25 protein-coding genes are annotated in these 24,399 nt (G+C 39.3%); 14 read left to right on the forward strand and 11 right to left on the reverse strand.

The features are described from left to right. Positions 1-332: 332 nt before the first annotated feature. Positions 333-1,127, forward strand: a complete 795-nt coding sequence (locus tag HP439_RS19400; RefSeq protein ID WP_216657795.1) for a hypothetical protein — start codon at positions 333-335, stop codon at positions 1,125-1,127. Positions 1,128-1,180: 53 nt separating this feature from the next. Here HP439_RS19400 and HP439_RS08030 read toward each other — a convergent pair whose 3' ends face one another. The 6 genes from HP439_RS08030 to HP439_RS08055 form a co-directional block, all read right to left on the reverse strand. After that, positions 1,181-2,482 (reverse strand): NAD(P)/FAD-dependent oxidoreductase, encoded by a 1,302-nt coding sequence (locus tag HP439_RS08030; RefSeq protein ID WP_172389822.1) that lies wholly within the window; start codon positions 2,480-2,482, stop codon positions 1,181-1,183. Between the two features lie 134 nt (positions 2,483-2,616). Continuing rightward, positions 2,617-3,900 (reverse strand): histidinol dehydrogenase, encoded by a 1,284-nt coding sequence (gene hisD / locus HP439_RS08035; RefSeq protein ID WP_172389823.1) that lies wholly within the window; start codon positions 3,898-3,900, stop codon positions 2,617-2,619. After that, positions 3,900-4,751 (reverse strand): ATP phosphoribosyltransferase, encoded by an 852-nt coding sequence (gene hisG / locus HP439_RS08040; protein WP_172389824.1) that lies wholly within the window; start codon positions 4,749-4,751, stop codon positions 3,900-3,902. Before hisG ends, hisD begins: the two co-directional genes overlap by 1 nt. A gap of 248 nt (positions 4,752-4,999) precedes the next feature. Then, a complete protein-coding gene (locus HP439_RS08045; RefSeq protein ID WP_172389825.1) occupies positions 5,000-5,509 on the reverse strand; it encodes a GNAT family N-acetyltransferase in 510 nt (169 codons plus the stop codon). Next, complete coding sequence (locus HP439_RS08050) at positions 5,509-6,348, reverse strand: prephenate dehydrogenase (protein WP_172389826.1); 840 nt, start codon at positions 6,346-6,348, stop codon at positions 5,509-5,511. Before HP439_RS08050 ends, HP439_RS08045 begins: the two co-directional genes overlap by 1 nt. 19 nt (positions 6,349-6,367) lie before the next feature. Beyond that, complete coding sequence (locus HP439_RS08055; protein WP_172389827.1) at positions 6,368-7,534, reverse strand: pyridoxal phosphate-dependent aminotransferase; 1,167 nt, start codon at positions 7,532-7,534, stop codon at positions 6,368-6,370. 159 nt (positions 7,535-7,693) lie between these two features. Here HP439_RS08055 and HP439_RS08060 point away from each other — a divergent pair, with 159 nt between their 5' ends. From HP439_RS08060 to HP439_RS08075, 4 genes are all read left to right on the forward strand, one after another. Further along, entirely contained in the window at positions 7,694-9,526 is a 1,833-nt protein-coding gene (locus HP439_RS08060) for an ABC transporter ATP-binding protein (RefSeq protein WP_172389828.1), read from the forward strand. A 72-nt stretch (positions 9,527-9,598) separates the two neighbouring features. After that, positions 9,599-10,792 carry a radical SAM protein gene (locus tag HP439_RS08065; protein ID WP_172389829.1) on the forward strand — a complete coding sequence of 398 codons (1,194 nt, stop codon included), beginning with the start codon at positions 9,599-9,601 and terminating at the stop codon, positions 10,790-10,792. A 6-nt stretch (positions 10,793-10,798) separates the two neighbouring features. Beyond that, a complete protein-coding gene (locus HP439_RS08070; protein WP_172389830.1) occupies positions 10,799-11,422 on the forward strand; it encodes a histidine phosphatase family protein in 624 nt (207 codons plus the stop codon). Further along, positions 11,419-12,138, forward strand: a complete 720-nt coding sequence (locus HP439_RS08075; protein ID WP_172389831.1) for a menaquinone biosynthetic enzyme MqnA/MqnD family protein — start codon at positions 11,419-11,421, stop codon at positions 12,136-12,138. Before HP439_RS08070 ends, HP439_RS08075 begins: the two co-directional genes overlap by 4 nt. A 32-nt stretch (positions 12,139-12,170) precedes the next feature. Here the strand turns inward: HP439_RS08075 and HP439_RS08080 are convergent, their stop codons facing one another. The 4 genes from HP439_RS08080 to HP439_RS08095 form a co-directional block, all read right to left on the reverse strand. Continuing rightward, positions 12,171-13,388 carry a chloride channel protein gene (locus HP439_RS08080; protein ID WP_172389832.1) on the reverse strand — a complete coding sequence of 406 codons (1,218 nt, stop codon included), beginning with the start codon at positions 13,386-13,388 and terminating at the stop codon, positions 12,171-12,173. Between the two features lie 85 nt (positions 13,389-13,473). Continuing rightward, on the reverse strand, positions 13,474-13,854 hold the full coding sequence (locus HP439_RS08085; RefSeq protein ID WP_172389833.1) for a DUF423 domain-containing protein: 381 nt from the start codon (positions 13,852-13,854) through the stop codon (positions 13,474-13,476). A gap of 8 nt (positions 13,855-13,862) precedes the next feature. After that, positions 13,863-14,567 (reverse strand): thioredoxin domain-containing protein, encoded by a 705-nt coding sequence (locus HP439_RS08090; protein WP_172389834.1) that lies wholly within the window; start codon positions 14,565-14,567, stop codon positions 13,863-13,865. Positions 14,568-14,709: 142 nt separating this feature from the next. After that, complete coding sequence (locus tag HP439_RS08095; RefSeq protein WP_172389835.1) at positions 14,710-15,606, reverse strand: AraC family transcriptional regulator; 897 nt, start codon at positions 15,604-15,606, stop codon at positions 14,710-14,712. Positions 15,607-15,706: 100 nt separating this feature from the next. Here HP439_RS08095 and fucP point away from each other — a divergent pair, with 100 nt between their 5' ends. The 7 genes from fucP (at position 15,707) to HP439_RS08130 (ending at position 22,382) form a co-directional block, all read left to right on the forward strand. Next, positions 15,707-16,966, forward strand: coding sequence for an L-fucose:H+ symporter permease (gene fucP / locus HP439_RS08100; RefSeq protein WP_172389836.1), 1,260 nt, complete (start codon positions 15,707-15,709; stop codon positions 16,964-16,966). 22 nt (positions 16,967-16,988) lie between these two features. After that, a complete protein-coding gene (locus HP439_RS08105; RefSeq protein ID WP_172389837.1) occupies positions 16,989-17,318 on the forward strand; it encodes an L-rhamnose mutarotase in 330 nt (109 codons plus the stop codon). A gap of 6 nt (positions 17,319-17,324) precedes the next feature. Further along, positions 17,325-18,989 carry a UxaA family hydrolase gene (locus HP439_RS08110; RefSeq protein WP_172389838.1) on the forward strand — a complete coding sequence of 555 codons (1,665 nt, stop codon included), beginning with the start codon at positions 17,325-17,327 and terminating at the stop codon, positions 18,987-18,989. Between the two features lie 68 nt (positions 18,990-19,057). Then, the gene (locus HP439_RS08115; RefSeq protein ID WP_172389839.1) at positions 19,058-19,822 is read left to right on the forward strand and encodes an SDR family NAD(P)-dependent oxidoreductase; all 765 of its coding nucleotides are present in this window, start codon (positions 19,058-19,060) and stop codon (positions 19,820-19,822) included. A 62-nt stretch (positions 19,823-19,884) separates the two neighbouring features. Then, complete coding sequence (locus tag HP439_RS08120; RefSeq protein ID WP_172389840.1) at positions 19,885-20,748, forward strand: fumarylacetoacetate hydrolase family protein; 864 nt, start codon at positions 19,885-19,887, stop codon at positions 20,746-20,748. Positions 20,749-20,755: 7 nt separating this feature from the next. After that, the gene (locus HP439_RS08125) at positions 20,756-21,583 is read left to right on the forward strand and encodes an amidohydrolase family protein (protein ID WP_172389841.1); all 828 of its coding nucleotides are present in this window, start codon (positions 20,756-20,758) and stop codon (positions 21,581-21,583) included. 10 nt (positions 21,584-21,593) lie between these two features. After that, a complete protein-coding gene (locus tag HP439_RS08130; RefSeq protein ID WP_172389842.1) occupies positions 21,594-22,382 on the forward strand; it encodes an L-fucose dehydrogenase in 789 nt (262 codons plus the stop codon). Positions 22,383-22,465: 83 nt separating this feature from the next. On the opposite strand, the gene HP439_RS08135 is transcribed toward HP439_RS08130, so the two are convergent. Next, a complete protein-coding gene (locus HP439_RS08135) occupies positions 22,466-23,353 on the reverse strand; it encodes a cation diffusion facilitator family transporter (protein ID WP_172389843.1) in 888 nt (295 codons plus the stop codon). Between the two features lie 118 nt (positions 23,354-23,471). On the opposite strand from HP439_RS08135, the gene HP439_RS08140 reads away from it, so the two are divergent. Next, on the forward strand, positions 23,472-23,852 hold the full coding sequence (locus HP439_RS08140) for a YkvA family protein (protein WP_172389844.1): 381 nt from the start codon (positions 23,472-23,474) through the stop codon (positions 23,850-23,852). A gap of 235 nt (positions 23,853-24,087) precedes the next feature. Next, positions 24,088-24,399, forward strand: a 312-nt coding sequence (locus HP439_RS08145) for an alanine:cation symporter family protein (RefSeq protein ID WP_172389845.1), incomplete at its 3' end; no start/stop codon positions are given.

Raw genomic sequence — 24,399 nt, forward strand, 5'->3', positions numbered from 1 at the left:
CAATGCTTAGTGAACTCACATTGGCCAGTTCTATCGTTCGATGCCCCTAATGCTAAACCAAAGAACAGGATTTAGCGGGACAAATAGCTATGTTAAGTCTAACTTAAGCAGCTAAGGCGTAGTTTTCTTCGCCAGTTGTAAATCTGAAAGTTTATATTAAAGTGCAATACTAACAACGCACTGCATGCTTACATAACCATCGCCATCCTGTCAATTCCGGTCGACCCCAATTATGTATTGCAGACAAATTTAAGAAATAATGTTGTATTTTCACTATATTTAAAACAATTAACGACGTCATCGTGTTGTTGTTGAACATTAATTACATTATTATGGCTGTAGATAACAAAGACACAATTATTACCGATAGTTCAGAATCGCCAGCGGCAGTAAAGCCAGCAGCAACAAAGCCAGCGGCAGCTAAACCAGTGGCAGCAAAGCCAGCGGCAGCAAAGCCGGCGGCAGCAAAGCCAGCGGCAGCTAAACCAGCGGCAGCAAAGCCAGCGGCAGCAAAGCCAGCGGCAGCAAAGCCAGCGGCAGCAAAGCCAGCGGCAGCAAAGCCAGCGGCAGCAAAGCCAGCGGCAGCAAAGCCAGCGGCAGCTAAACCAGCGGCAGCTAAACCAGCGGCAGCAAAGCCAGCGGCAGCAAAGCCAGCGGCAGCTAAACCAGCGGCGGCTAAACCAGCTGCAACTAAACCAGCGGCAGCTAAACCAGTGGCAGCAGAAACTGCGAAAACGAAATTGGTTAAGAAAGAATCCTTGGTTGATCATGTTCCAGCGACTAAGTCGAAAAAGAAGAGTAAATCCAAGCCGGATAAAAAAGATGCTATAAAAAATGTAAAAGAGGGGACTGTTTTTGCAGAGAAAAAAGGTCAGAAAAAAGATAACTTAAAGAAAGATGACCCTAAAAAAGCAGCTGTAAAGGCGAAAAGTAAAAAAACTGTTAAAAAGGGAGATAAAAAGAAAAAATCTAGCGAGAAAAAGAATGGCAAAGGTTCAACTTCGAACAGCATCAAGCGAGAGGTTGAGAATTTATTGGAATTGTTACCTAGCAAAAAGGTTAAAAAGGCCGTAAATAATGCGCTTAAGAAAATAAAATCGAAAGTAAAAAAATCGACAAAAAAATAGCTATCAATAAAAAAAGTCGAGCATGACTCGACTTTTTTTTGTAATAACTTTAACTATCCGTGCTGGTTTGTTCGAACCTCGTTAGCATCGCGTTTGCGTTCACTGCGAATTATTAAGCGTAAGCCAGAGTTTGCCGAATAAAATGACCATAGCCAATTTCCTAAAAGTTTCCATTTATTGCGGAAGCCTGCGATCGGGACAAGGTGAATTAATAACCATGTCATCCATGCGAAAAATCCCTTAAAAGAAAAGTTTGGTAAATCAGCTACTGCTCTGTAGCGAGAAATGACAGCCATACTACCTTTGTCCCAATATGCAAATGGTTTTTCAGATTGGTTATTGTCTTTTGCTACAATATTTTTTGCAAGCAGCGTGCCTTGTTGCATCGCGACTTGGGCAAGTTGTGGATGTCCGTTTGGATAGCTTCCATCCGTAGTCTGAAAACAGATATCTCCGATGGCGTACACATTATCAAAGCCTTGTACCGCGTTATATTGATCAACAAGTACTCGACGCCCGCGCCCAATTTTGTCCTCTGGAATGCCTGGTAATTCTCTTGCGATTACACCTGAAGTCCAGATAAGCGTTTTCGTATGAATTTGTGTATCGTCGCTCAAAACAACGATATCGTTCTGATAATCTTTAACAGCAACGTTAAGCGTTATCTTTATACCAAGTCTTTCTAGCACGTCTTTAGCTTCTTGTTGAGCGATTTTGCTCATAGGACCTAATAACACTGGTGCAGCATCCACCAAATGAATCTTTGGTTTCAGTCCGGCAAGTTCAGGGTACTCTTTTGTTACGATACGATCACTAAGTTCCGCTATCATTCCGGAAATTTCCACACCCGAGGGGCCGCCTCCAGCAACGACTATATTGAGATAAGCGTCTCTATTGGTATCTTCCGGATGCAAAATATAATCTTCAAGATTTAACAATATTTTGTTACGAATCGCCAGTGCATCGGTGATATTTTTCATTGGAAAAGCATTTTTCTTTACGTTTTCCATACCAAAATAATTGGTTTCTGTACCCAATGCTAAAACTAAATGATCATACGGGATAACTCCTGCATCCGTATGGATTATATTATTCGCACTATCAATGTTGACTAATTTACCTAGATGAAAATTGAAATTTTTATTCTTTTTAAACATCTTACGGAACGGCATACTGATATTTGATGATTCAATAAATGCTGTTGCAACTTGATAAATTAATGGGGGAAAGAAATTGTAGTTGTTAATGTCGACAAGGGTAATGTTGTACTGAGACTCATTTTTTAAGGATTTGATGAAATTTATTCCCGCAAATCCACCACCTACAACAACAATATTTTTTTTATTGACTGCCATGTTAAGCTATTCGTTTTTATTAAAATATCTGCATTAAGTTGTTGAAACATCCAATTCAAACCCTGTCAGCAAATAATGTGCAAATATATTAAAATAAAAAGGGCTGCATCAATTTCTAAGCCCTTTTTTATAAGTTATTTTCTAATAGAAATTGCGTTTTTGTGAGCGTGTAAACCTTCAAGTTCGGCGAGAGTTTCTACTGTAGAACCTAATTGTTCGAGTCCCTGTTTATTGATGTGTTGGAAGGTTATTTTTTTAACGAAAGAGTCAACCGACACGCCAGAATAACTGCGAGCATACCCCGAAGTTGGGAGTGTGTGATTTGTTCCAGAAGCATAATCTCCAGCACTTTCTGGAGTAAGGTGTCCAAGAAAAACTGATCCTGCATTTACTATTAAATGGGTTATTGATTGCCATTCATCTGTCTCAAGAATTAAATGTTCAGGCGCATATTTATTAGAAAACTGCAACCCTTCTTTCAAGTCGCTTACCAGTACAGCGTATGAGTTTGCTATAGCCATTCTCGCGATTTCCGCACGGGGAAGAATTTCAAGTTGTCTCTCTACCTCCTGGTTCACTTGTAGTATAATTTTTTCGGATGAAGCGACCAAAACCGCTTGGCTATCAGGTCCATGTTCAGCTTGCGCCAATAGATCTGCAGCGACGAACGACGGAGTTGCAGACTCATCTGCAATTACTAGTACCTCAGAGGGACCTGCGGGCATATCTATACTTACACTAGAAATACTTTGAATAATACTTTTTGCCTTGGTAACAAATTGATTTCCAGGTCCAAATATCTTGTCGACTTTTGGGATTGTGTTGGTTCCAAATGCCATCGCAGCAATCGCTTGAGAACCACCGACTAAATATATTTTTTCAATTTTAAGTAGCTGTAAACAGTAAGCAACAAACCCGTTAATTTTTCCGCTTTTTTGCGGCGGTGAACAAACTATAATTTCTTTACAGCCGGCGATGCGTGCAGGTACTCCTAACATCAGAAGTGTACTCGGCAAAACGGCGGATCCCCCAGGTATGTATAGTCCAACTTTTTCAATTGGGCGTACTTCCCGCCAGCATTTTACACCCGGCATCGTCTCTACTGTGCGCTCTTTGCGAAGCTGGGTGCTATGGAATTTATGAATGTTTTGAAAAGCAATTTCTAAAGCACGTTGTTGATCACGAGTAATTGTAGAAGCTAAATCTGCAATCTCATCCTTACCCAGAAACAACTCACTTAGTTCTACGCAATCGAATTTACGAGCGAGTTCTATTAATGCACGATCTCCTTGATCTCGAACTTGATCAATAATTTGCAAGACTGTATCCTGAATGGCATTTGTGTCGTCGGTATTACGTGCGACAAGTTGATCTATTTCTGACTCTGTTAAGTCTTTTAAGGAATAGCTTTTTAACATTACAAGATTATTTTTTCAATTGGCATGACAACAATTCCTTGTGCTCCCGCAGCTTTTAATGTATTAATTTTATCCCAAAAATCGTCTTCCGTAATAACTGTATGAACAGCGACCCATCCCTCTTCCGCTAATGGAACCACGGTAGGACTTTTTACTCCATGTAACAGCTCGGTAATTTGCGGTAAATTTGTTTTTTCTACGTTTAGAACAACGTACTTTGTTTCTTTTGCGCGAAGTACAGATTGTACGCGTTGTAATAATTCACAAAGAATAGGGTTATTTTTTATTTCATCACGGCCTATTAGGATTGCTTCAGAATTACGGACATCGGCAAAAGGTTTTAAGCCGTTACTTTTTAATGTACCGCCAGTTGAGACGATATCACATATAGCATCGCTAAGCCCAAGCCCCGGAGCTATTTCTACCGATCCTGAAATCTCACGTATTGTTGCTTGAATTTTGTGCTCATTTAAGAATTCTTGTAATATCACAGGATAGGAGGTTGCAATTGCTTTTCCTGTAAGGTCATTAAGTTCTTTTATATCAGAGTCTTTAGGGACTCCAATTTTTAAGGTACATTTCCCAAACCCAAGACGTTGCAGGTATTCCACCTTTACCTGTGTTTCGTCAATAACATTTTCGCCAACAATACCTAGATCGGCAATACCCTGTGCTACATATCCTGGGATATCATCGTCACGCAGGAAGAGAATCTCTAAATTGAAATTGTTGACAGTAGTTATAAGCGAGCTTTTATAGTTTTCAAAATCTAGTCCACAATTTTTAAGAAGCTGTACTGATTTTTCGTTTAATCTACCCGATTTTTGGATAGCTATTTTAAGATTTTTCAAGATGAGGAAATTTTTATTGATTATAAATATTAATAAAAGAAAATATACCTAGGGTATTTCGTTCCACGTAGAAACACATAAATTACATATCGCCGCAGTGGCGATGATGAAAATGGGCGGAATGTGTGAACAAAAAAGGCATTTTTTATTAATAATGTAACAAAAGTACGTTATTGCTGAGTGTTTTGCAAATAGAAAGATGAAAAAAATATAATTCTGTTTGCTGTTCTCTTGATTCTTTGAGCAGTCTAAATTGAGTCTTTACTTAGTGTGTATTCGTAATTGTGTCGGTGAGGTTTTGTTTGTTTCAACAATTCCCCTGTTTTTCTTGCCCCTAATTTCTGCACCGCTTTTTGAGAGCGGATATTATGTGCTCCGACATAAAAAATAATGTGATCAACAAATTGAAATGCATAATTGATCATCAGCGACTTTAGGGATGTATTTATTCCGGTTCCCCAGTATTTAGTAGTTAGAAATGTATAGCCGATCGCCACTTGTTTCTTTTCTCGATCAAGATTGTAAAAGGCAGTGGCACCAATGATTGAATTGGATCGTCTGTCTGTTACTAAATATGCAATATCGCAATTGAGTAGCTGGTCAAAATAAAGTCGAAATTCTGTTGATAAATAGCGATTTTGATTTGGATGTTGTTCCCAGATTTCTTTACTGCTAGCAACTGAAAATAATCGTTGGTAATCGTCTGCTTTTAAGGGAACCAACGAAAGTTCTTTGTTTTCAAGTGCGATAAGATCCATTATTTGATGATCCTCTTAATTTTGTTCGATTTTTTTATCAATTTATGCAAAGCGTCATAGTCTTCATCTCGCAATTTGTCGTACAGCAATTGTAACTGCTTGATATGTTCCTCAAGGACCTCTAAAACGTTGGTTCGGTTTTGTTTGAAGATTGGTGTCCACATATCTGGCGACGATTTCGCTAGACGTACTGTCGATTGAAAGCCAGAACCAGCAAGTTCAAAAATTCTTCCCTGAGATTTTTCCTTTTCAAGTACTGTTAAAGCTAAAGCAAATGACGTTAGGTGGGAGATGTGCGAGACGTATGCCGTATGCATATCGTGTTCCTGAGCATTCATAAATGAAGTCTTCATTTCCAATTGCTCGGTTAAAGCGTCCGCAAGTTCAAATGCATCTTCATCTGTTTTGAACGCTTCTACATAGACCATCATCTTGTCTGTAAACAAGTCTGCTCTCGCTGCTTCCGGACCCGAGTATTCCGTTCCAGCCATCGGATGCGCAGCAATGTATCGACCTCTGTTTGGATGGCCTGATATTAAGTTTAATATATTCGTTTTAGTAGACCCCATGTCGATGACCACCTGATTTGTTACTTTATCCAAGATCTGGGGGAGAACTTTCAATATGGCGTCAACGGGTATAGTAAGTACGATTATCTTACATTGAGCAATCGCTTGCTCTAAGGTTAGGATTTCATCTACCAACCCTAGGTGAAGAGCTTTTTTCTGGTTGCTCTCACTTTTCTCTACACCGATTACTGTCGAGCAAAATTTTGTTTCTTTTAAGCGAATGCCTATTGATCCACCGATTAAACCGACGCCTACTATTGCTATTTTCATTTTTTATCTAATATTTTAGCTAGCTTTTAGCCGTTGAAATGCGGGCTAGCGCCTGCGTTAACACCTCTTCGTTGGCACATAAACTAATGCGTATGTATTGTTCGCCCATAGAACCAAAAATTCCACCTGGCGTGACAAACACGTGGGCATTTTCTAACACTTCATCGCATAAATCGTACGAATTTTTATAGTTGTCGGGTATTTTTGCCCATACAAACAGTCCTACCTGCTTCTCGTCGTAGGCACAACCTAACAAGTCCATAAGTTTATATACAAATGTACGACGATTAGCATAGACAGAATTTAACTCTGTATACCAGCTTTGATCTAGCTGAAGCGCCTTAGCTGCTGCAAGCTGTAGCGGTAGAAACATACCAGAATCCATATTACTTTTAAAGCGAAGAATCTCGTCAATTCTTTCTTTTGCCGCGACTAACATACCAATGCGCCAACCAGCCATATTGGATGATTTACTAAGGGAGTTTAGTTCTATAGCAACCTCTTTCGCTCCTTGTACTGCCAGAATGCTCTGTGGATGGTCGTTTAGTATAAAACTATAAGGATTATCATGACATATTAATATATTATGCTTTTTACCGAATGCAATTAGTTTTTCAAAAAGCGTCGTGGTTGCTCTGGCGCCTGTCGGCATATGTGGGTAGTTAACCCACATCATTTTAACCTTCGTGAGATCTAATTTCTCAAGCTGCTCGAAGTCGGGTTGCCAATTTCTATCAGCCTGCAGGCTATACGAAATTGCGGTAGCCCCGCTCAGGCGGACAGCACTACTATAGGCTGGATAACCAGGGTTAGGGATAAGTACTTGGTCACCTTGCTGAAGATAGGTCATACAAATATGAACGATCCCTTCCTTTGATCCAATTAACGGAAGAATCTCCGATTGAGGATCGAGGTCTACATTATAATACCGAAAATACCAATCGGCCATGGACTGCCGCAATATCGGAATACCTCTGTAATTTTGAGGATACCCATGGGTGTTTGCCTTTTGCGACTCATTGTTTAACACACGAATAACCTCCGGATGCGGGGGCAAGTCAGGGCTACCTATACCCAAGTTGATCACTTGCGCACCATTCTTATTCAGCTGGTCGATTTCTCTCAACTTCTTTGAAAAATAATATTCCTCAGTATGTTTTAGCCTATCAGCGACTTCGATATTCATGATGATAATTTTGAATTTTAGCGCCTAAATTACAGCTTTTATATAAAAAATATACCTTTTTGTTATTAAATATTAAATATAGGCTGGAATTGCAACGCGAAATTCAATTAAAATGGTCCGCGTTCTTTTTTTATTACTTTTGTAAACTTAATATTTTACATGAAGACATACTTTAGATTATTATCTTTTGCGAAGCCTATTGAAAAATATGCAATTCCTTATATTATATGTACTATTATTACTGTGATATTTGGAACTCTGAATCTGGCCTTGTTAGCACCATTGTTGCAGGTGATGTTCAAGAGTACCGGCGATGCAGATTTGGAATCTGTATCAATTGGTGAGAAACCTGGATTTGATGATTTAGGAGGCTTACTTACTTATTATGCGGATAAATTGTATTACGATATTGGTCCCTATCAAGCCCTCCAATATGTGTGTATTGTCATCGTGGCGTCGGTTTTTATCAGTAACCTATTCCGATATCTCTCCCAACGAATAATGGAGAATTTGCGTATTCATACTTTGCTGAATCTTCGTAAATCTGTTTTTAATAATGTGATGGACCTTCATTTGGGATATTTTACAAATAGTAGAAAAGGTGACGTAATTTCAAAAATCGCCTCAGATGTCCAAGTGGTTCAGTTTTCAGTTACGTCAACGCTTCAAGTTGCGTTTAAAGAACCTTTACAATTGATAGCATATGTTGTAGTGTTGTTTGCTTTGTCAACGAAATTAACATTGTTTTCGTTAGTTGTTATTCCGGTATCGGCCTTCTTTATTTCTAAGATTGTCAAGAAACTTAAACAACAAGCGCGTGAAGGTCAGGAGTCTTATGCCAATATGATTTCTTATCTGGATGAAGCACTATCCGGGATAAAAATCATCAAAGCGTTTAATGCAGTTCCATTTGTTAAAGATCGCTTTAACGGTGAGAGTGAAAATTATTCCAAAATAATGCGTCGCATGGTGCGTCGGCAACAAATGGGTTCGCCAGTTTCCGAATTGCTAGGAGTGATGATGGTGGCTTTAATATTACTTTATGGTGGAAGTCTGGTATTGAGTGGGCAGGGAGATTTAAAAGCCTCAGAATTCATTACTTATATTGCTATATTTTCACAAGTAATGCGCCCTGCGAAGGCATTGACGGACGCTTTCTCAAATATTCATAATGGTATTGCTGCTGGAGAACGAGTTTTAGAATTAATCGACGAAAAAAGCAAAATTGTAGACAAGCCCGATGCGAAAATTATTGATACCTTTAAAAATGGTATCCATTTTAAAGATGTTGGTTTTTCTTATGGTGAGAAGAAGATACTCAATAATATAAATTTAACCATAAATAAGGGGCAAACGGTGGCTCTAGTCGGTCCCTCAGGAGGAGGGAAGTCTACATTGGTAGATTTGATTCCTCGTTTCATGGACGTCGACGAGGGACAGGTACTTTTTGACGGAATTGATATAAGAAATCTTTCGCAGGAATCTTTGCGAAATCAAATTGGAACAGTAAATCAGGAGTCAATTCTTTTTAATGATACCATTTTTAATAATATTGCATTTGCAAAACCAGATGCGACAATGTTAGAAGTAGAGAATGCAGCCAGGATTGCAAACGCACATGACTTTATTTTGAAATCGGAGAACGGTTATCAGACAAATATTGGTGATCGCGGTGCAAAGCTTTCAGGAGGACAACGTCAACGTATATGTATCGCTAGAGCGGTTCTACGTAATCCACCGGTTATGTTACTAGATGAAGCAACGTCTGCACTAGATACCGAATCCGAAAAATTGGTGCAGGATTCGTTATACAAATTGATGGAGAACAGAACTACGGTTGTCATTGCTCACCGTTTGAGTACTATTCAGAATGCGGACAAAATTGTGGTTATTGAGGCTGGAAGTATTGTTGAAACTGGTAGTCATCAGGAGTTGCTTGGCATTGAAGGTTTATATAAGCGATTGATAGACATGCAGCAATTTGCTGATTAAGATAGAAAACCGACTATAAAGTCGCTTTTTTCTTGCCGATTTGGTACATTTGTTAGGTTAGAGAGACAATATATGGATGCAAGGGAAAAACTTGATTTTTTAATCCAAGATAAGAATTTGGATACCGATCTAAGAGAGATCGCTCAAATGGTTCTTGAAGGTCAACGTATTGATTTTCAGAAGGGTGTTGTCTTGTACGAACGCGGAGAGTTGGGCTACTTGGGAGTTCTAGCAAATTATATTCGAGAGAAGAAACACGGTGATTATACCTATTTCAACCGAAACTTTCATATAGAACCCACGAATGTTTGCGTTTACGATTGTAAGTTTTGCGCCTACTCGCGATTAATTAAGGAGCGTGATCAAGGGTGGGAAATGGATGTCGATGGAATGATAGATATCGTCAAGAAATATGACGATGAGCCTGTTACGGAAGTTCATATAACCGGTGGTGTCGTGCCGAAACAAGATTTAAAGTTTTATGCTGAATTCTTTCGTCGGTGTAAGGAACATCGACCGGATTTGCATATCAAAGGTTTGACACCAGTTGAATACTATTATATCTTTAAAAAGGCGAAGTTGAGTCATTATGAAGGGCTTAAGTTTTTAAAGGAGTGTGGATTGGATTCTATGCCTGGAGGTGGTGCTGAGATTTTTCATACTGAGATTCGATCGAAAATTGCTGGGGATAAATGTACCAGCGAACAATGGCTTGATATCCATGAGCAAGCGCACTCGTTGGGTATGCGAACCAATGCGACAATGTTATATGGACATATTGAAGCTTTCTGGCACAGAGTGGATCATATGGAGCGATTGCGGCAACTCCAAGATAAGACAGGTGGTTTCCAGACATTTATTCCATTGAAGTTTCGTAATCAGGGACATCAAATGTCGCACGTTCCCGAGGTGTCTGTGGTCGAAGATCTACGAAATTATGCGATTGCCCGTATTTACTTGGATAATTTTGAACATATCAAAGCGTATTGGGCAATGATATCGCGTGACACTGCGCAACTATCGTTGGCTTTCGGCGTAAATGATATTGATGGTACATTGGATGACACGACAAAAATTTATTCGATGGCTGGAGCAGAAGAGCAGAATCCTGGTATGAGTACACAGCAGTTGGTTGAACTGATAAAGAACGTCGGACGTCATCCTATTGAGAGAGATACATTATATGGTGTGATTACAGATTATAAGGACGTAGTTTTCCAGGATAATAAGAAAGCAAATTACTATTCCTTACCTGTAGTAGAGTAATATACATTGAAAAAAAAGACGTTTTATTTTATACGCCATGGGCAGACGGATCTAAATCTGCGTGGTATTGTGCAAGGCAGAGGGGTAGACTCACCATTAAATGACACAGGTCATAAGCAAGCAAGGGCATTTTATCAGACATACAAAGATATACCATTTGATAAAATTTATACATCTACCTTATTGAGAACAAAACAGACCGTAGCTCAATTTACCCTAGATGGGGTACCAACGGAGGAACACTATGGATTAGACGAAATTTCATGGGGGGTGTATGAAGGGAAAGAACAAGATGAAGGGGTTATTTCTGGTTTTGAAAAAATAGTTTCGAGTTGGAGGGCCGGATATTTGGATTTGGGGATAGAACGGGGCGAGTCTCCTAATGAACTTGTCGAACGACAAAAATTGGCGATCGAATTTATGCTTTCCAAAGAAGACGAAGAGATTATTTTAGTGTGTATGCATGGCCGTGCTCTTCGCATTATGTTATGTCATTTGACTGGAACTCCGGTAAGTATGATGGATGATTTTCCTCACACAAACACGGCGCTTTATGTGCTTGAATTTCAAAGTGGTCAATTTACCATTCGCGACCATTACAACGTACAACATTTGAACAATTTAAAATGAAGAAAATAGCGATATCCGCTGTCTCTTATACCAATACCCTACCTTTTTTGCAGGGTATACGAAATTCAGCGATCATAGATAAAATCGACCTGTCTATGGATTACCCTAGTGAGTGCGCACGCCGTGTAATAGAGGATGAGGTTGATATGGGGATAATTCCGGTTGCTGCGCTTTTAAAATTACCAGAATATCATATTATCAGTGATTATTGTATAGGTAGCGACGGAGCGGTCAATTCGGTATTTATTTACTCTCAGAAACCAGCAGAAGAGATAACGACTCTACTTCTTGATAAACAGTCCAGGACTTCCAATGGTTTGGCACGTATTTTACTCAAACATTATTGGAAACGGGAAATTCAAGTTGTGACCGAGGGAACTGCTGACGCTTATGTACTTATCGGTGATCGTACATTTGGGAAGGATAATTTAGCTCCTTATATTTATGACTTAGGATACTACTGGAAAGATTTCACAGGATTACCGTTTGCCTACGCGGTTTGGGTTTCCAATAAAAAGCTTCCTGAAGATTTTGTTGAGGATTTTAATCGCGCTTTAGCTGAGGGCGTTTCGCATCCTACCGACATTATCGATCAAGTCGATCAAGTCGAAGGGTTTGATTATGTCACTTACTTAACGGAGTATTTAGACTTTAACTTAACCGAAAGAAAAAGGGAGGCCATTGAAAAATACCTCGCGTTCTATAAAGAGCTTTAAAAAATGTAGAAGGGTTGTTAAGTAGTTACCTTTCATCTTACACCAAACAGGTGTGAGTTCTTTTGCGTTCGGTAGATACCTTTACTGCCAGAAATTAAGAAACTGATTCCACAAATTAGTAGGAAGTAATGTCCATTTTCCCAGCCAAATAATTCCATTGCCATTAAGGTACAGCCAATCGGGGTCTTTGTGCAACCAGCAAATACACCCACAAGGCCTGTAGCTGCTAGTAATGTAAGAGGTAGAGGGATATAAGGCGATAGCGCGCTTCCTAATGTGGCACCGATAAAAAATAACGGTGTAACTTCTCCTCCTTTGAATCCGGCACATAGAGTGATGCTTGTCAAAAGCATTTTAATCAAAAAATCTGAAGGATTAGCAGTCTGGATGAATGAATCAAGAATCACCGGAATCCCCAATCCGATGTGTTTTGTGGTTTGCAACAAGCTAACTAAGACGATAATAAGTATTCCCGCTACAAACGGACGGACGAGCGGTTGCTTAATTTGTTTAAATAACCAATCTATATAGTCATTTATATGAAAGAACAACCGCGAAGCAAGGCCGAAGATTAAGCCTGCGATCGCTAGATACATGAGCAATCTTAAATCAAAAGGGAGAACCTCTTTTATATGTTGATAGTGTGTGTGGAGATCTCCATATTGATTACAGATCCACGTTGCTAAAAAACTTGATAGAAGAATTAGTGGTAAAGCATACCAACGGAACTTACCCTTTTTGACAAACTCCAAAGCAAAAATACTTCCTGCCACTGGAGTTCCAAATAAAGAGGAGAAACCTGCAGCAATTCCGCACAACAGCAGAATTCGCTTTTGTTGTTTGGAAAACTCTATGTATTTCGAGAATTGATCTGCTATAGTTCCCCCATACTGAATTGCAGTACCCTCCCTGCCAGCTGACCCCCCAAACAGGTGGGTGAGTAGTGTTCCGAGAATAACCATTGGGGCCATTCTAAATGGAATCGGTTCACCTGGATTGTAATACCTATAAAATAGAAGCTCATTTCCTTTTTGTGCTTCTCCGCCATAACGCGAATATCCCCATACGATGAATACTCCAACAAAGGGAAGCATGTATAAAAGCCAAATGTTGTTTTCACGCGTAATGGTGACTGCATTTAGAAGATATAAAAAAAGGGCGGAAAGGCTTCCCGCGCATAATGAAAGGGCTGCAAGTACAACCGTCCATTTGATCAAGCATTTAATTTTATTTGGACAATTTCTTTGCATCAGTACTTTTAGGGTTGTTGAGTATTGTTGACACGCTCACCGAGTTGAGATACCGGAGATTGTCCATTCAAATATTGTAAACCTATTAGAGTGAACAAAAGCTGATCATTAATGAGATCCAACCGATAATCATCAGTAATCCACCAATAGGGGTTATGGGACCCAAAAATTTTAACTTCACTTGCCAATAATCTGCAAAGGACAATAAGTAGATGCTTCCGGAGAACAGTAATGTTCCAAAAGCGATACCATAATACGCCCATCTTACTGTACCTTGAGTAAAATCGCCATTGTATCCGATAATTAACAAAGCAAACGCGGCATACATTTGATAGCGGACACCAACCTCAAATGAGCTTAACTTTTCCTCGGTTAGTATTTTTTTGAATGCATGGGCTCCAAACGCTCCGAGGATTATCGTTAGTGTTCCAAATATTCCGGCGGTGAATAATACAATGTGTTGCATATGATATATTAAAGGTCTTGAATAGCTTCGAGAAGCTCACTTTTTTCAATCGCACCGGTATGGTCCCAAGAGAGTTTTCCGTTATTGAAAAATTGCAAACGCGGAATACCAGAAATCTTAAGCACTTTTAATAAACCCTGATTTTTGTCCGCGTCGATGAATACGACGTGGATGCCATTTTGTTCATCTCGATTTATTTCATCTAAAAAAGGTCGCATCACTTTACAAGGTGCGCACCATTCCGCGTTGAAATCTATTAGCACTTTCGGATTAGATTTTACGATTTGTTGAAATTTTGATAAACTTATTTCGTCATTGGATTGGTTTACGCTATCAGGGATAGTTTTTTGATCGTGTTGATACTTTAAGTATCCGCCTTGCAGCTCAAACACTTTAAAACCTTTTTCACTAAGATAGTCGGCAGCCTTTGCGCTTCTGCCACCACTTAGGCAGAATAAATATATCGGTTTCTTTTTGTCGAGTGAGTTTGTGTATGCCTCAAAGCCATCACGGTCATTCCAATCTATGTTTTTCGCATTTCCGATTGAACCACCCTCAAATTCTTTAGGTGTACGCACATCTAACAACAACCGCTTGGAGGAATGTATGCTGTCAACGAAATCGGATGTAGTAAGCTTAGTTTGACTAAAGCCATTTACTGTAGCGAGAAAGAGAATTAAACTAAGAAAAAACTTCGCCTGTAATTTGATCATAAACAAAGGTACATAATCCGACGGGCTAAGAAAACTTTCAGATTTAGTTTTTTGTTGAAAAACAAACAGCCATATTGTAGGTCGTTTAAGATTATTTTGTCTGCGCTGCGTATTCTTTAAAAGATTATTCTAGGGAACGCCCTTACTTGGAGTTACTTCTGTACATACTCGGAGTGACCGCGGTCAGGCTTTTGAAAATTTTATGGAAGCTGACAAAATTTTGGAATCCACAATCAAAACATATTTCTTTAATGGAAGCGTTCGTTTCGGATAGTTGTTTGCATGCTTGGCCAATGCGTAATTCATTTACGAATTGGATCAAGGTTTTTCCTGTTTTTTGTTTGAAGTATCTACAAAATGAGTTTGGTGACATCCCAGCAATTTGGGCTATTTCCTGAAGATGTATTTTGATTTTGTAATTAAAGCGAATATAATCAAGTATTTTGTTCATACGTGTATAGTCGTCTTGCTGTGGCATTTTAGAATATCTGCTATTCATCAATAATACCGAATTGGTAAGTCTTTGGATTTTGTTAAGTAAGCTACTTAAGGTTAACAACCTATTTAATGGGCTTTGCTCCATAATCTCATCGAAAACTTTGCTAAATGCGTCGCCATCATCGTCTTGGAAAGTAAGAACACGATCTGCAAGAGTGTATACTGCGCGAATTGAGGCAGATTCGGGTAGATCTAAGAAGTCTTTACCTAGATAATCAGGTTTAAAATGGATGACTCTGATATCTGCTGATTTATTTTCGTTTATATTAATATATTCTTCATCAAATAGCCAGTAATGTGGTGTGTTAGATCCGATTAAAACAAAGAACTTGTCCGAAAATTGATGAATGCAATCACCAACAAAAAATGTTCCGCGTCCTTTTTTAATGTTTATCAATTCTAGCTCTTCATGATAATGCCAAACGTTATGGTGTCGTGGTGCAGTGTCATGTCGGACGGCTATTGAGAACTGTGCAGTAGAGATGTGGTCGAGTCGCTGGATATGCATAAGGTAATGGATATATTCTGTGTTTTTAAGCAAAATAAAGATTTTATGTTAATATCATTTAATCATTCGGTAATATAGTTCAATTTTTTATTACTGAATTCACTTAGTTTTACTTTACCAATATAAATTAAGAATGGCAAATACAAAGAACTATCCGTTAGCAATTATATTAATTACCTCCCTATTTTTCTTTTGGGGATTTATACATAATCTAGATCCTATTTTAATACCTCATCTGAGGAATGCGTTTAGCCTATCTCATTTTCAAGCATCGCTTGTTGACTCAGCAGTATTTATTGCATATTTTTTATTAGCAATTCCTGCGGGTTTATTGATGAAACGGTTTGGATATAAGGTAGGTATTGTCATTGGGCTTTTGTTGTTTGCAGCAGGTTGTTTCCTATTTGTTCCAGCGGCAAACATGGTGAATTATTATTTCTTTTTGGGTGCTCTCTTTGTTGTCGCTTGTGGCTTAGCAATTTTGGAAACGGCTGCTAACCCGTATATGACCGTATTGGGCGACCCGACCAAAGCGACCCAGCGACTTAATTTTGCACAATCTTTTAACGGGTTAGCAGCATTTGTTGCGCCGATAGTAGGGGGAGAATATATTTTAACCGAGCAACCAAAAACCGCCGAAGAGATTGCTTCGTTGTCTCAACAGGTGAGAGAAGCTTATATTCAGACTGAAACAGCGGCGGTCAAAGGACCGTACTTGATACTTGGTCTAATTATTTTGATGGTGACATTGCTGTTTGTGTTTATTAAACTTCCGGAAATTAAAGAGGAAGAAACTCAGGGCTCCAATAAAATTTTTACGGCATTTAAGCATAAAAATGTGATTTGGGCCGTAATTGCTCAGTTTTTTTATGTAGGAGCTCAGGTTTGTATATTAAGTTTTTTGGTCATGTTTGCAACTGATGTCTCTGGTGTTAGCGCTTCGGATGCTAAATATTATGCAGGAGTCGCGGGATTAGCATTTATGTTGGGACGCTTTATTGGGACATTTTTTATGCGTTTTATTGCGCCATTGCGTCTGTTGCTTATTTACGCGTTATTCGCTATGTTATTGACATTATATGTTATTTACGGCAGCGGTGTATCCACATTGTACGCAATGGTTGGAATTGCGTTTTTCATGTCGATTATGTTTCCTACAATTTTTGCCGTTGGAGTGTCGGATATTGGAGGGGATACCAAATCGGCGTCGAGCCTTATTATAATGTCAATTGTCGGTGGAGCCGCAATTCCGCCCCTAGTAGGTTTATTGTCCGATTCGATTGGGAGTTTCCAGTTGGCTTATTATGTTGTATTTATTTGTTTTACTGTGGTAGCTCTCTTTGCCTGGAATAACCAAAAAAGCGACGTTAACGAAGTGGGGCCTGGACATTAAAGGATTTAAACAATAAAAATTTATGAGAAGATATGCTTTCGCGTTAGATTTAGTTGATGACGAAAAAATGATTGCAGAATACGATGGTCATCATCAGAAAATTTGGCCAGAGATTAAAGAATCTATTTTAAGCGCTGGTATAACTGTTATGGATATATATAGGTTTGGAAACAGGTTGTTTATGATAATGGAGGTAAATGACAGCTTTAGTTTTGAGCAGAAAGATCGGATGGATAAAGAGAACGCCGTTGTTGAGCGGTGGGAGGCGTTGATGTGGAAATACCAAAGATCAATACCAGGAAGTAAGCCAGGTGAAAAATGGGTACTAATGAAGCAAATATTTGAACTGTAAAAGACAATGGAGAACAGACGATTATCGTATTTACAAATTCACCCTGATGACAATGTATTGGTAGCTTTAAGAGATTTGCCGAAAGGGTTTTTGGTTGATTTTCAGCAAGAAACATTTGCTTTAGAAACCGACGTTCCGGCAAAACATAAGTTTACGATCTCGAAATTGAGTATTGATAGCCCAGTTTATATGTATGGTGTTTTGGTCGGAAAAGTGAATTTTGCCGTACAAAGAGGTGCCGTACTGACGACTGAAAATTTGCGACATGCCTCAAGCGAGTTTCAACTTGGTTCTAGAAAACTAAAATGGGACACTCCGGATGTGACCCGCTGGAAAGAACGTACGTTTCAAGGATTTCATCGTGCGAACGGCACAGTTGGTACGGCGAATTATTGGCTGGTAATTCCCTTGGTGTTCTGTGAGAATAGAAACGTACTGACTTTGAAAGCGGCATTGGAAGAGAAACTCGGTTATAAAGTTGAGGCAAATGATTACGCTGTTGAGGTGGATGAATTGATCGTTCGGTACAAGGCAGGTGCTTCCATGGATGATTTGTTAAATATTAACCTCAATTCTGCGCAACGTATCGGAGGTAGAGAGAAGGTATTTAAAAATGTAGATGGGGTTAAGTTTTTAAATCACGAAATGGGCTGTGGGGGTACACGCTTAGATTCGGATGCTTTGTGTGGTTTACTTGCAGGTTATATAACACATCCCAATGTTGCTGGTGCTACGGTTTTAAGTTTAGGTTGTCAACACGCTCAAGCTTCGATTCTCCGTCAGGAAATCGCGAAACGGGACGTTAATTTTGACAAACCCTTGTATATCCTCGAGCAGCAGGAGGAAGGTACAGAGGAACGATTAATGCAAAAGGCTGTAAAATATACCTTTGCAGGATTGAGTCAGGCAAATAAATTTACACGCCAACCTGCTAGTTTAGATAAGCTGTGTATAGGATTAGAATGTGGGGGATCTGATGGATTTTCTGGAATCTCCGCAAACCCTACCTTGGGGTACCTTTCAGATACTTTGGTGGCTCTGGGAGGTGCAGTAATACTTTCAGAATTTCCCGAACTCTGCGGTGTAGAACAGGAACTTAGCGATCGTTGTATTGACGAACCAACTGCGGAGAAGTTTATGAATCTGATGAAGACCTACAACGCTAAAGCCGAAGCAGATGGTTCAGGATTTTATATGAACCCGTCACCCGGTAATATTCGTGATGGTTTAATAACTGATGCGATTAAGTCAGCTGGAGCTGCCAAGAAAGGTGGTAGTTCTCCCATAGTTTCAGTTGTTGATTATCCAGGTATCGCTAATCGACCAGGTCTCAATTTGTTATGTACGCCAGGAAATGACGTAGAGAGCACCACGGCTGAGGTCGCGGCGGGAGCGAATGTTGTTCTTTTCACAACCGGACTAGGAACGCCGACAGGAAATCCTGTTGCCCCAGTGATTAAAATATCGACTAACACAAAGACTTTTACGAAGATGCCGGATATAATCGATTACAATTGTGGGACGATCATTGACGGTGAGGAAACAATTGAGGACTCTGCGGATCGATTAATTGAATATGTGATTGCGGTGGCTAGTGGTGAACAGGTACCCAAGTCTGTTAGGCTTGGACAAGACGATTTTATTCCTTGGCGAAGAGGTGTTTCTTTATAAGAATACAAATTTTTAAGTGCTAATCAATAGATTGGACTATTTTAATAGCAAACGATAAATATAATAAAATGTTGAAACTAAAAGATAAGGTTGCTGTCATTACAGGTGGCGGTAGTGGAATTGGGCGCGCGATTTCATTACTATTTGCTGAGCAGGGGGCTCACGTACATATTTTCGATTTGAACATTGAAGGCGCACAAAGTGTAGCGAACGACATTATTTCTTTAGGAAATGATGCAACGGTTCATGGTGTAAACGTGAGTGATCAATCCCAGATACAACGAGTGGCTGAAGAGATCGGAAGAATTGATATATTAGTAAATAATGCAGGGATTGCTCATGTTGGCGACTTAGAGCACTGTTCACAGGAAGATTTCGATCGTGTGTTTAACGTTAATGTCAAAGGCGCATATAACGCACTATACGCGATTATACCTCAAATGAAGGCTTCCGGAGGGGGAGCAATTTTGAATTTAGCATCCATCGCAGCCGTCGTCGGTATTGCGGATCGTTTTGCTTATTCGATGAGTAAGGGGGCTATTTATGCGATGAGTATGTCCGTGGCGAGAGATTATATAAGTCATAATATTCGTTCAAATTCAATTTCTCCCGCTCGAGTTCATACTCCTTTTGTTGACGGTTTTATAAGTAAGAATTATCCTGGTAAAGAAGAAGAAATGTTCGAAAAGTTGTCGCAATCACAACCGATCGGGAGGATGGCGAAACCAGAGGAAATAGCTAAGTTGGCGCTATTCCTTTGTTCTGATGACGCTGCATTTATCACAGGTAATGATTATCCTATTGATGGAGGCTTTATTAAATTAAATAATTAGTTGTATTATTTAATTTTTTTGTTTATCAATAGGTTATATGTGTAAATTAAAATAGATAAAATATGAAATTAATTCGTTTTGGTGAGATTGGCAAAGAGCAAATTGGAGTACAAATTGAAGAGGAAAATTACGATGTGTCGGCATTTGGCGGCGATTACAATGAGGTGTTCTTTGAACAAGATGGACTCACTAGGCTGGGGAATTTTGTTAAAGAAAACAGAGCATTGCTTAAGCGTATTCCTGAGGGAATTCGTGTTGGCGCACCGATTGCCCGCCCTTCCAAAATTGTATGTATTGGCTTGAATTATAAAGATCATGCAGAAGAAACAGGTGCAGCTATACCGGTTGAACCGATTATTTTCATGAAATCGACCACCTCTTTGGTAGGTCCATACGATAAAGTTATTATTCCAAAGAACTCGACCAAAACAGATTGGGAAGTTGAGTTTGGTATTGTGATCGGAAAAAAAGCTAGCTATGTGGAGCAAGAGGATGCTTTGAAGTATGTTGCTGGGTACGTCCTTCACAATGATGTTTCCGAGAGGGAATTTCAATTGGAACGCGGGGGGACATGGGATAAGGGAAAGGGATGTGATACATTTGCACCTATGGGACCAGTGTTAACAACTACCGATGAGATTCCTGATATTAATAATGTTAGACTGTGGTTAAAAGTTAATGGTAAAACCTACCAAAATGGCAATACGAGTAATCTGATATTTTCTGTTGAACATGTGGTGTCATACGTTTCTCAGTTTATGACTTTATTACCAGGGGATGTCATCTCCACCGGTACACCGGCAGGAGTTGGTTTAGGATTCAATCCGCCAATTTATTTAAAGGAGGGTGATGTTATAGAATTAGGCGCGGATTATCTCGGTGAATCTCGTCAAGAGGTTATTGCATATGCTGAACCAATAAAATAGATTAGATATGCGTATAGATGCTCATCAACATTTTTGGCTTTATGACCGGCAGAGAGATGCTTGGATAACTAATGAAATGGCGGCAATAATGCGGAACTTTATGCCGACGGATCTGGGACCGCTATTAAAGGAGAATGATATCGATGGTGTCGTTGCTGTCCAAGCCTCCCAATCTTTGGAGGAAACTATGTTTTTGGTCGATCTTTCTTCTATATATGCAATGGTAAAGGGGGTTGTAGGCTGGGTAGATTTGCAGGCCGAAGATATCGATGAACAATTGGAGCAATTTCGTGCCATACCGATTTTGAAAGGATTCCGGCATGTAATTGAAGCTGAACAGGATCCTGATTTTTTGACTCGACCAGCGTTTTTGAATGGAATAAGGATGTTGACAAAACATGATTATACTTATGATTTATTGGTTCGACCACGCCATTTTCACAGTACGTTAGATTGCGTTGGGCAGAATCCAAATCAACGGTTTGTCCTCGACCATATGGCAAAACCAAATATTAAAAATGGTGAGTTCGATGATTGGGCTGTTTTTATCGAGAGACTAGCTGCGTTCCCCAATGTCTATTGCAAAGTCTCCGGTCTGGTAACTGAGGCTGCATGGAGTGATTGGACGCTCAACGATTTCAAAATGTATGTTCAGCATGTTGTCGATTGTTTCGGGAAAGATAGGCTGATGTTTGGTAGTGACTGGCCTGTCTGTTTGTTGGGCGCTGGATATCCACAAGTTGTCGAAATTGCTGATACTGCTCTAGGCAATTTAACCGAGCCCGAAAAAGCGGCTTTTTGGGGCGAAACGGCAAAGCGATTCTATAGTATTTAAAAAAATAAAAATGGATTTAAATTTAAGAGATAAAGTTATAATTGTGACTGGGGGTGCCAAAGGAATAGGAAGGGCGGTTGTTGTTGCGTTAGCACATGAAGGAGCAATTCCAGTTATCGTCGGTCGCAAGCAGATTGACAATGAGAAAGTGAAGTTTGAGGTGGAAGGTTTCGGAGGGAAAGCTTTCGCTATAGAGGCTGAATTATCAAGTCCTGAAGAATGTAAAAAAGCGGTCGATGCGGTGCTGGCTACGTATGGCCGTGTTGATGGTCTTGTAAATAATGCTGGTCATAACGACGGAGTGGGCCTGATCTCTGGAAACTATGAAAAATTCGTAGAGTCTTTGCATAAAAATTTGATTCACTATTATTTAATGGCTCATTACTGTATTGATTCTTTACGTTTGTCAAAAGGTAGTATCATCAATATTAGTTCAAAAACTGCAGAAACTGGGCAAGGAAATACGTCGGCTTATGCTGCATCCAATGGCGGGCGTAATGCATTGACGAGAGAGTGGGCGGTAGAATTGTTGCCTTATAGCATTCGGGTGAACGCTATAATTGTTGCTGAGTGCGCTACGCCTCAATATGAATCTTGGATTGCGACCTTAGATAATCCGGTGGAGACTTTAAAAAAGATTACAGACCGTATTCCGCTGGAGCATCGAATGACAACCGCGGAAGAGATTGCTAACACCACGGTTTTTTTGCTCTCCGACAAATCGAGTCATACTACAGGTCAATTGATACATGTTGACGGTGGGTATGTCCATCTCGATCGATCACTGATAAAAGAGTAGGAAAGTATGTCGGTTATAGCTTTTATTGCTTTTTACGACTCCTCGGATTAGAATACGGGGAGTCCTTTTTTTTGTCGTACTTATTAATCAGATGGATCCGTATTTTCGAAAGGCTCTATATGTATAAATACGTTGCCTATACTGTCAACATTTTCCATTAAATAATCTTTTAATCGATGTGCAATTTCGTGGCCTTCCCTAACGGTAAGCGTAGGGTCGACGACAGCATGTAAATCAATCTGGAAATTCATCCCGATTTTCCGTATGTAACATTTTTCAATAAGTTTAACACCCGAAACGTTAATCGATTGTTCGCGAACCGTTTCTTCTAGTTCTTCATATGTGTTTTCGTCCATTATTTCAGCAAGTGCTGGGCGGAAGATGCCATAGCAATTATATATGATTAAGCCCGATGCAAATAATGCAGCCCAATCGTCGGCGCTTTCGTAGCCTGGTCCACAGAAAAGCGCAATAGAAATACCAATAAACGCGGCAACAGAGGTAATAGCATCACTCCGGTGGTGCCATGCATCGGCTCTCAAAGAGCTGCTGTTGAGTGATTTGCTCCTTTTTATGATAATTTGAAAGCATATTTCCTTCCAAATTATGATTGCAGCAAGAATAACCAAAGTCCACGCTTTTGGAAGATCGTGTGGTGTTTTAATATTTTCAATACTTTCCATGGCAATGACAAAAGCTGAGATAATTAAAAAGATTACAACAATGAAGGTTATCAGCGGCTCGATTCGTCCATGTCCGTAGGGATGAGAATCGTCAGCAGGACGCTTAGAATAACGTAAACCGAGTAATACCAATATTGATGAAAATATATCAGCTGTTGATTCAATTGCATCGGCAATCAAGGCGTAGGAATTTCCTAGAATACCCGCCAACCATTTCACTAATGCTAATAAAAAATTAGTGAGGATGCTGAAATATGTCGTTCGTATTGCTTTATCTGCTTTTGACATGGTTACTTAAGACAAATATAGTTGAATTTCGCAAATAAGGCCTAATTGTTGATAAGTCGTATTATTAAACTTCTAGACCAAAACGAAGTCTATTGACGAGGAGCGTAAAAAAGAGTCGATGAGAAAAATAAATACACAACGCATGTTTCGTTTGTTCACGCAACTGGGTTCAAAAAATATAACAGGAGAAGATTTAGATAGAGCAGATGATAAAGTTTCCTTCTTGGAAGATCGAGCAGAAGACTTTAAGGTATTAATTGCGATGTGTAGAGACAGCCTCGCAGGTAGGTATACGATTAACAAATGGAGCCTTTCTATTGTAGTTGGAACGATTTTGTATGTTATTTCGCCCTTAGATGCAATTCCTGATTTAGTGCCCATACTTGGATGGATGGACGATGTGACAATCGTTGGTTACGCTATAAAGCGATTATCCAGTGAGATTACTAAATACAAAGACTATAAAAAATCGTCCACGATCTCCCCAAATAAAGATTGATGGTTATATTCTAAAGTAATACTTCTTATTGTAAATATTAACTGGTTTATTAACTTAATTTTATATTACCTTAAGTTATGTGGAACAGTCATTTATAAAACATTATAATAAGCGGATACTCCTAACTTTTTAAGTTGATTTTCAAAATAAATGTGATTTTAGCACAAGCTTTGCGAAAAAAAACTCTTTTCTTTGCCAAAGCACCATTGCAAAATATAAACGCTAGAATTGATTTATGGAAAATATCGTAAAGACGTTATCTAACCTAGTTTGGAGTGATTTCTTAATATATTTATGCCTGTTTTCAGGACTCTATTTTTCCATTCGCACAGGGTTTTTGCAAGTTACCTATTTAAAACATATGGTAAAGTTGTTATTTGTAAAATCCGATTCTGATAAAGGAATTTCTTCGTTTCAAGCATTTGCGCTGGCCATTTCTGGCCGCGTGGGAACTGGTAATATAGTTGGTGTTGCGACAGCAATATATATGGGTGGACCCGGGGCCATTTTTTGGATGTGGACGATTGCTTTTCTTGGATCCGCTTCA

Origin of the sequence: Sphingobacterium shayense, from assembly GCF_013179575.1 — a bacterium.
Taxonomy (GTDB): domain Bacteria; phylum Bacteroidota; class Bacteroidia; order Sphingobacteriales; family Sphingobacteriaceae; genus Sphingobacterium; species Sphingobacterium shayense.

Excerpts from the sequence above, each read along its gene's own strand:
- HP439_RS19400 (WP_216657795.1), top strand. The coding sequence starts at position 333 with ATGGCTGTAGATAACAAAGACACAATTATTACCGATAGTTCAGAATCG.
- HP439_RS08030 (WP_172389822.1), bottom strand. The coding sequence starts at position 2,482 with ATGGCAGTCAATAAAAAAAATATTGTTGTTGTAGGTGGTGGATTTGCG.
- hisD (WP_172389823.1), bottom strand. The coding sequence starts at position 3,900 with ATGTTAAAAAGCTATTCCTTAAAAGACTTAACAGAGTCAGAAATAGAT.
- HP439_RS08045 (WP_172389825.1), bottom strand. The coding sequence starts at position 5,509 with ATGGATCTTATCGCACTTGAAAACAAAGAACTTTCGTTGGTTCCCTTA.
- HP439_RS08050 (WP_172389826.1), bottom strand. The coding sequence starts at position 6,348 with ATGAAAATAGCAATAGTAGGCGTCGGTTTAATCGGTGGATCAATAGGC.
- HP439_RS08055 (WP_172389827.1), bottom strand. The coding sequence starts at position 7,534 with ATGAATATCGAAGTCGCTGATAGGCTAAAACATACTGAGGAATATTAT.
- HP439_RS08060 (WP_172389828.1), top strand. The coding sequence starts at position 7,694 with ATGAAGACATACTTTAGATTATTATCTTTTGCGAAGCCTATTGAAAAA.
- HP439_RS08065 (WP_172389829.1), top strand. The coding sequence starts at position 9,599 with ATGGATGCAAGGGAAAAACTTGATTTTTTAATCCAAGATAAGAATTTG.
- HP439_RS08075 (WP_172389831.1), top strand. The coding sequence starts at position 11,419 with ATGAAGAAAATAGCGATATCCGCTGTCTCTTATACCAATACCCTACCT.
- HP439_RS08080 (WP_172389832.1), bottom strand. The coding sequence starts at position 13,388 with ATGCAAAGAAATTGTCCAAATAAAATTAAATGCTTGATCAAATGGACG.
- HP439_RS08085 (WP_172389833.1), bottom strand. The coding sequence starts at position 13,854 with ATGCAACACATTGTATTATTCACCGCCGGAATATTTGGAACACTAACG.
- HP439_RS08090 (WP_172389834.1), bottom strand. The coding sequence starts at position 14,567 with ATGATCAAATTACAGGCGAAGTTTTTTCTTAGTTTAATTCTCTTTCTC.
- fucP (WP_172389836.1), top strand. The coding sequence starts at position 15,707 with ATGGCAAATACAAAGAACTATCCGTTAGCAATTATATTAATTACCTCC.
- HP439_RS08105 (WP_172389837.1), top strand. The coding sequence starts at position 16,989 with ATGAGAAGATATGCTTTCGCGTTAGATTTAGTTGATGACGAAAAAATG.
- HP439_RS08110 (WP_172389838.1), top strand. The coding sequence starts at position 17,325 with ATGGAGAACAGACGATTATCGTATTTACAAATTCACCCTGATGACAAT.
- HP439_RS08115 (WP_172389839.1), top strand. The coding sequence starts at position 19,058 with ATGTTGAAACTAAAAGATAAGGTTGCTGTCATTACAGGTGGCGGTAGT.
- HP439_RS08120 (WP_172389840.1), top strand. The coding sequence starts at position 19,885 with ATGAAATTAATTCGTTTTGGTGAGATTGGCAAAGAGCAAATTGGAGTA.
- HP439_RS08125 (WP_172389841.1), top strand. The coding sequence starts at position 20,756 with ATGCGTATAGATGCTCATCAACATTTTTGGCTTTATGACCGGCAGAGA.
- HP439_RS08130 (WP_172389842.1), top strand. The coding sequence starts at position 21,594 with ATGGATTTAAATTTAAGAGATAAAGTTATAATTGTGACTGGGGGTGCC.
- HP439_RS08135 (WP_172389843.1), bottom strand. The coding sequence starts at position 23,353 with ATGTCAAAAGCAGATAAAGCAATACGAACGACATATTTCAGCATCCTC.
- HP439_RS08140 (WP_172389844.1), top strand. The coding sequence starts at position 23,472 with ATGAGAAAAATAAATACACAACGCATGTTTCGTTTGTTCACGCAACTG.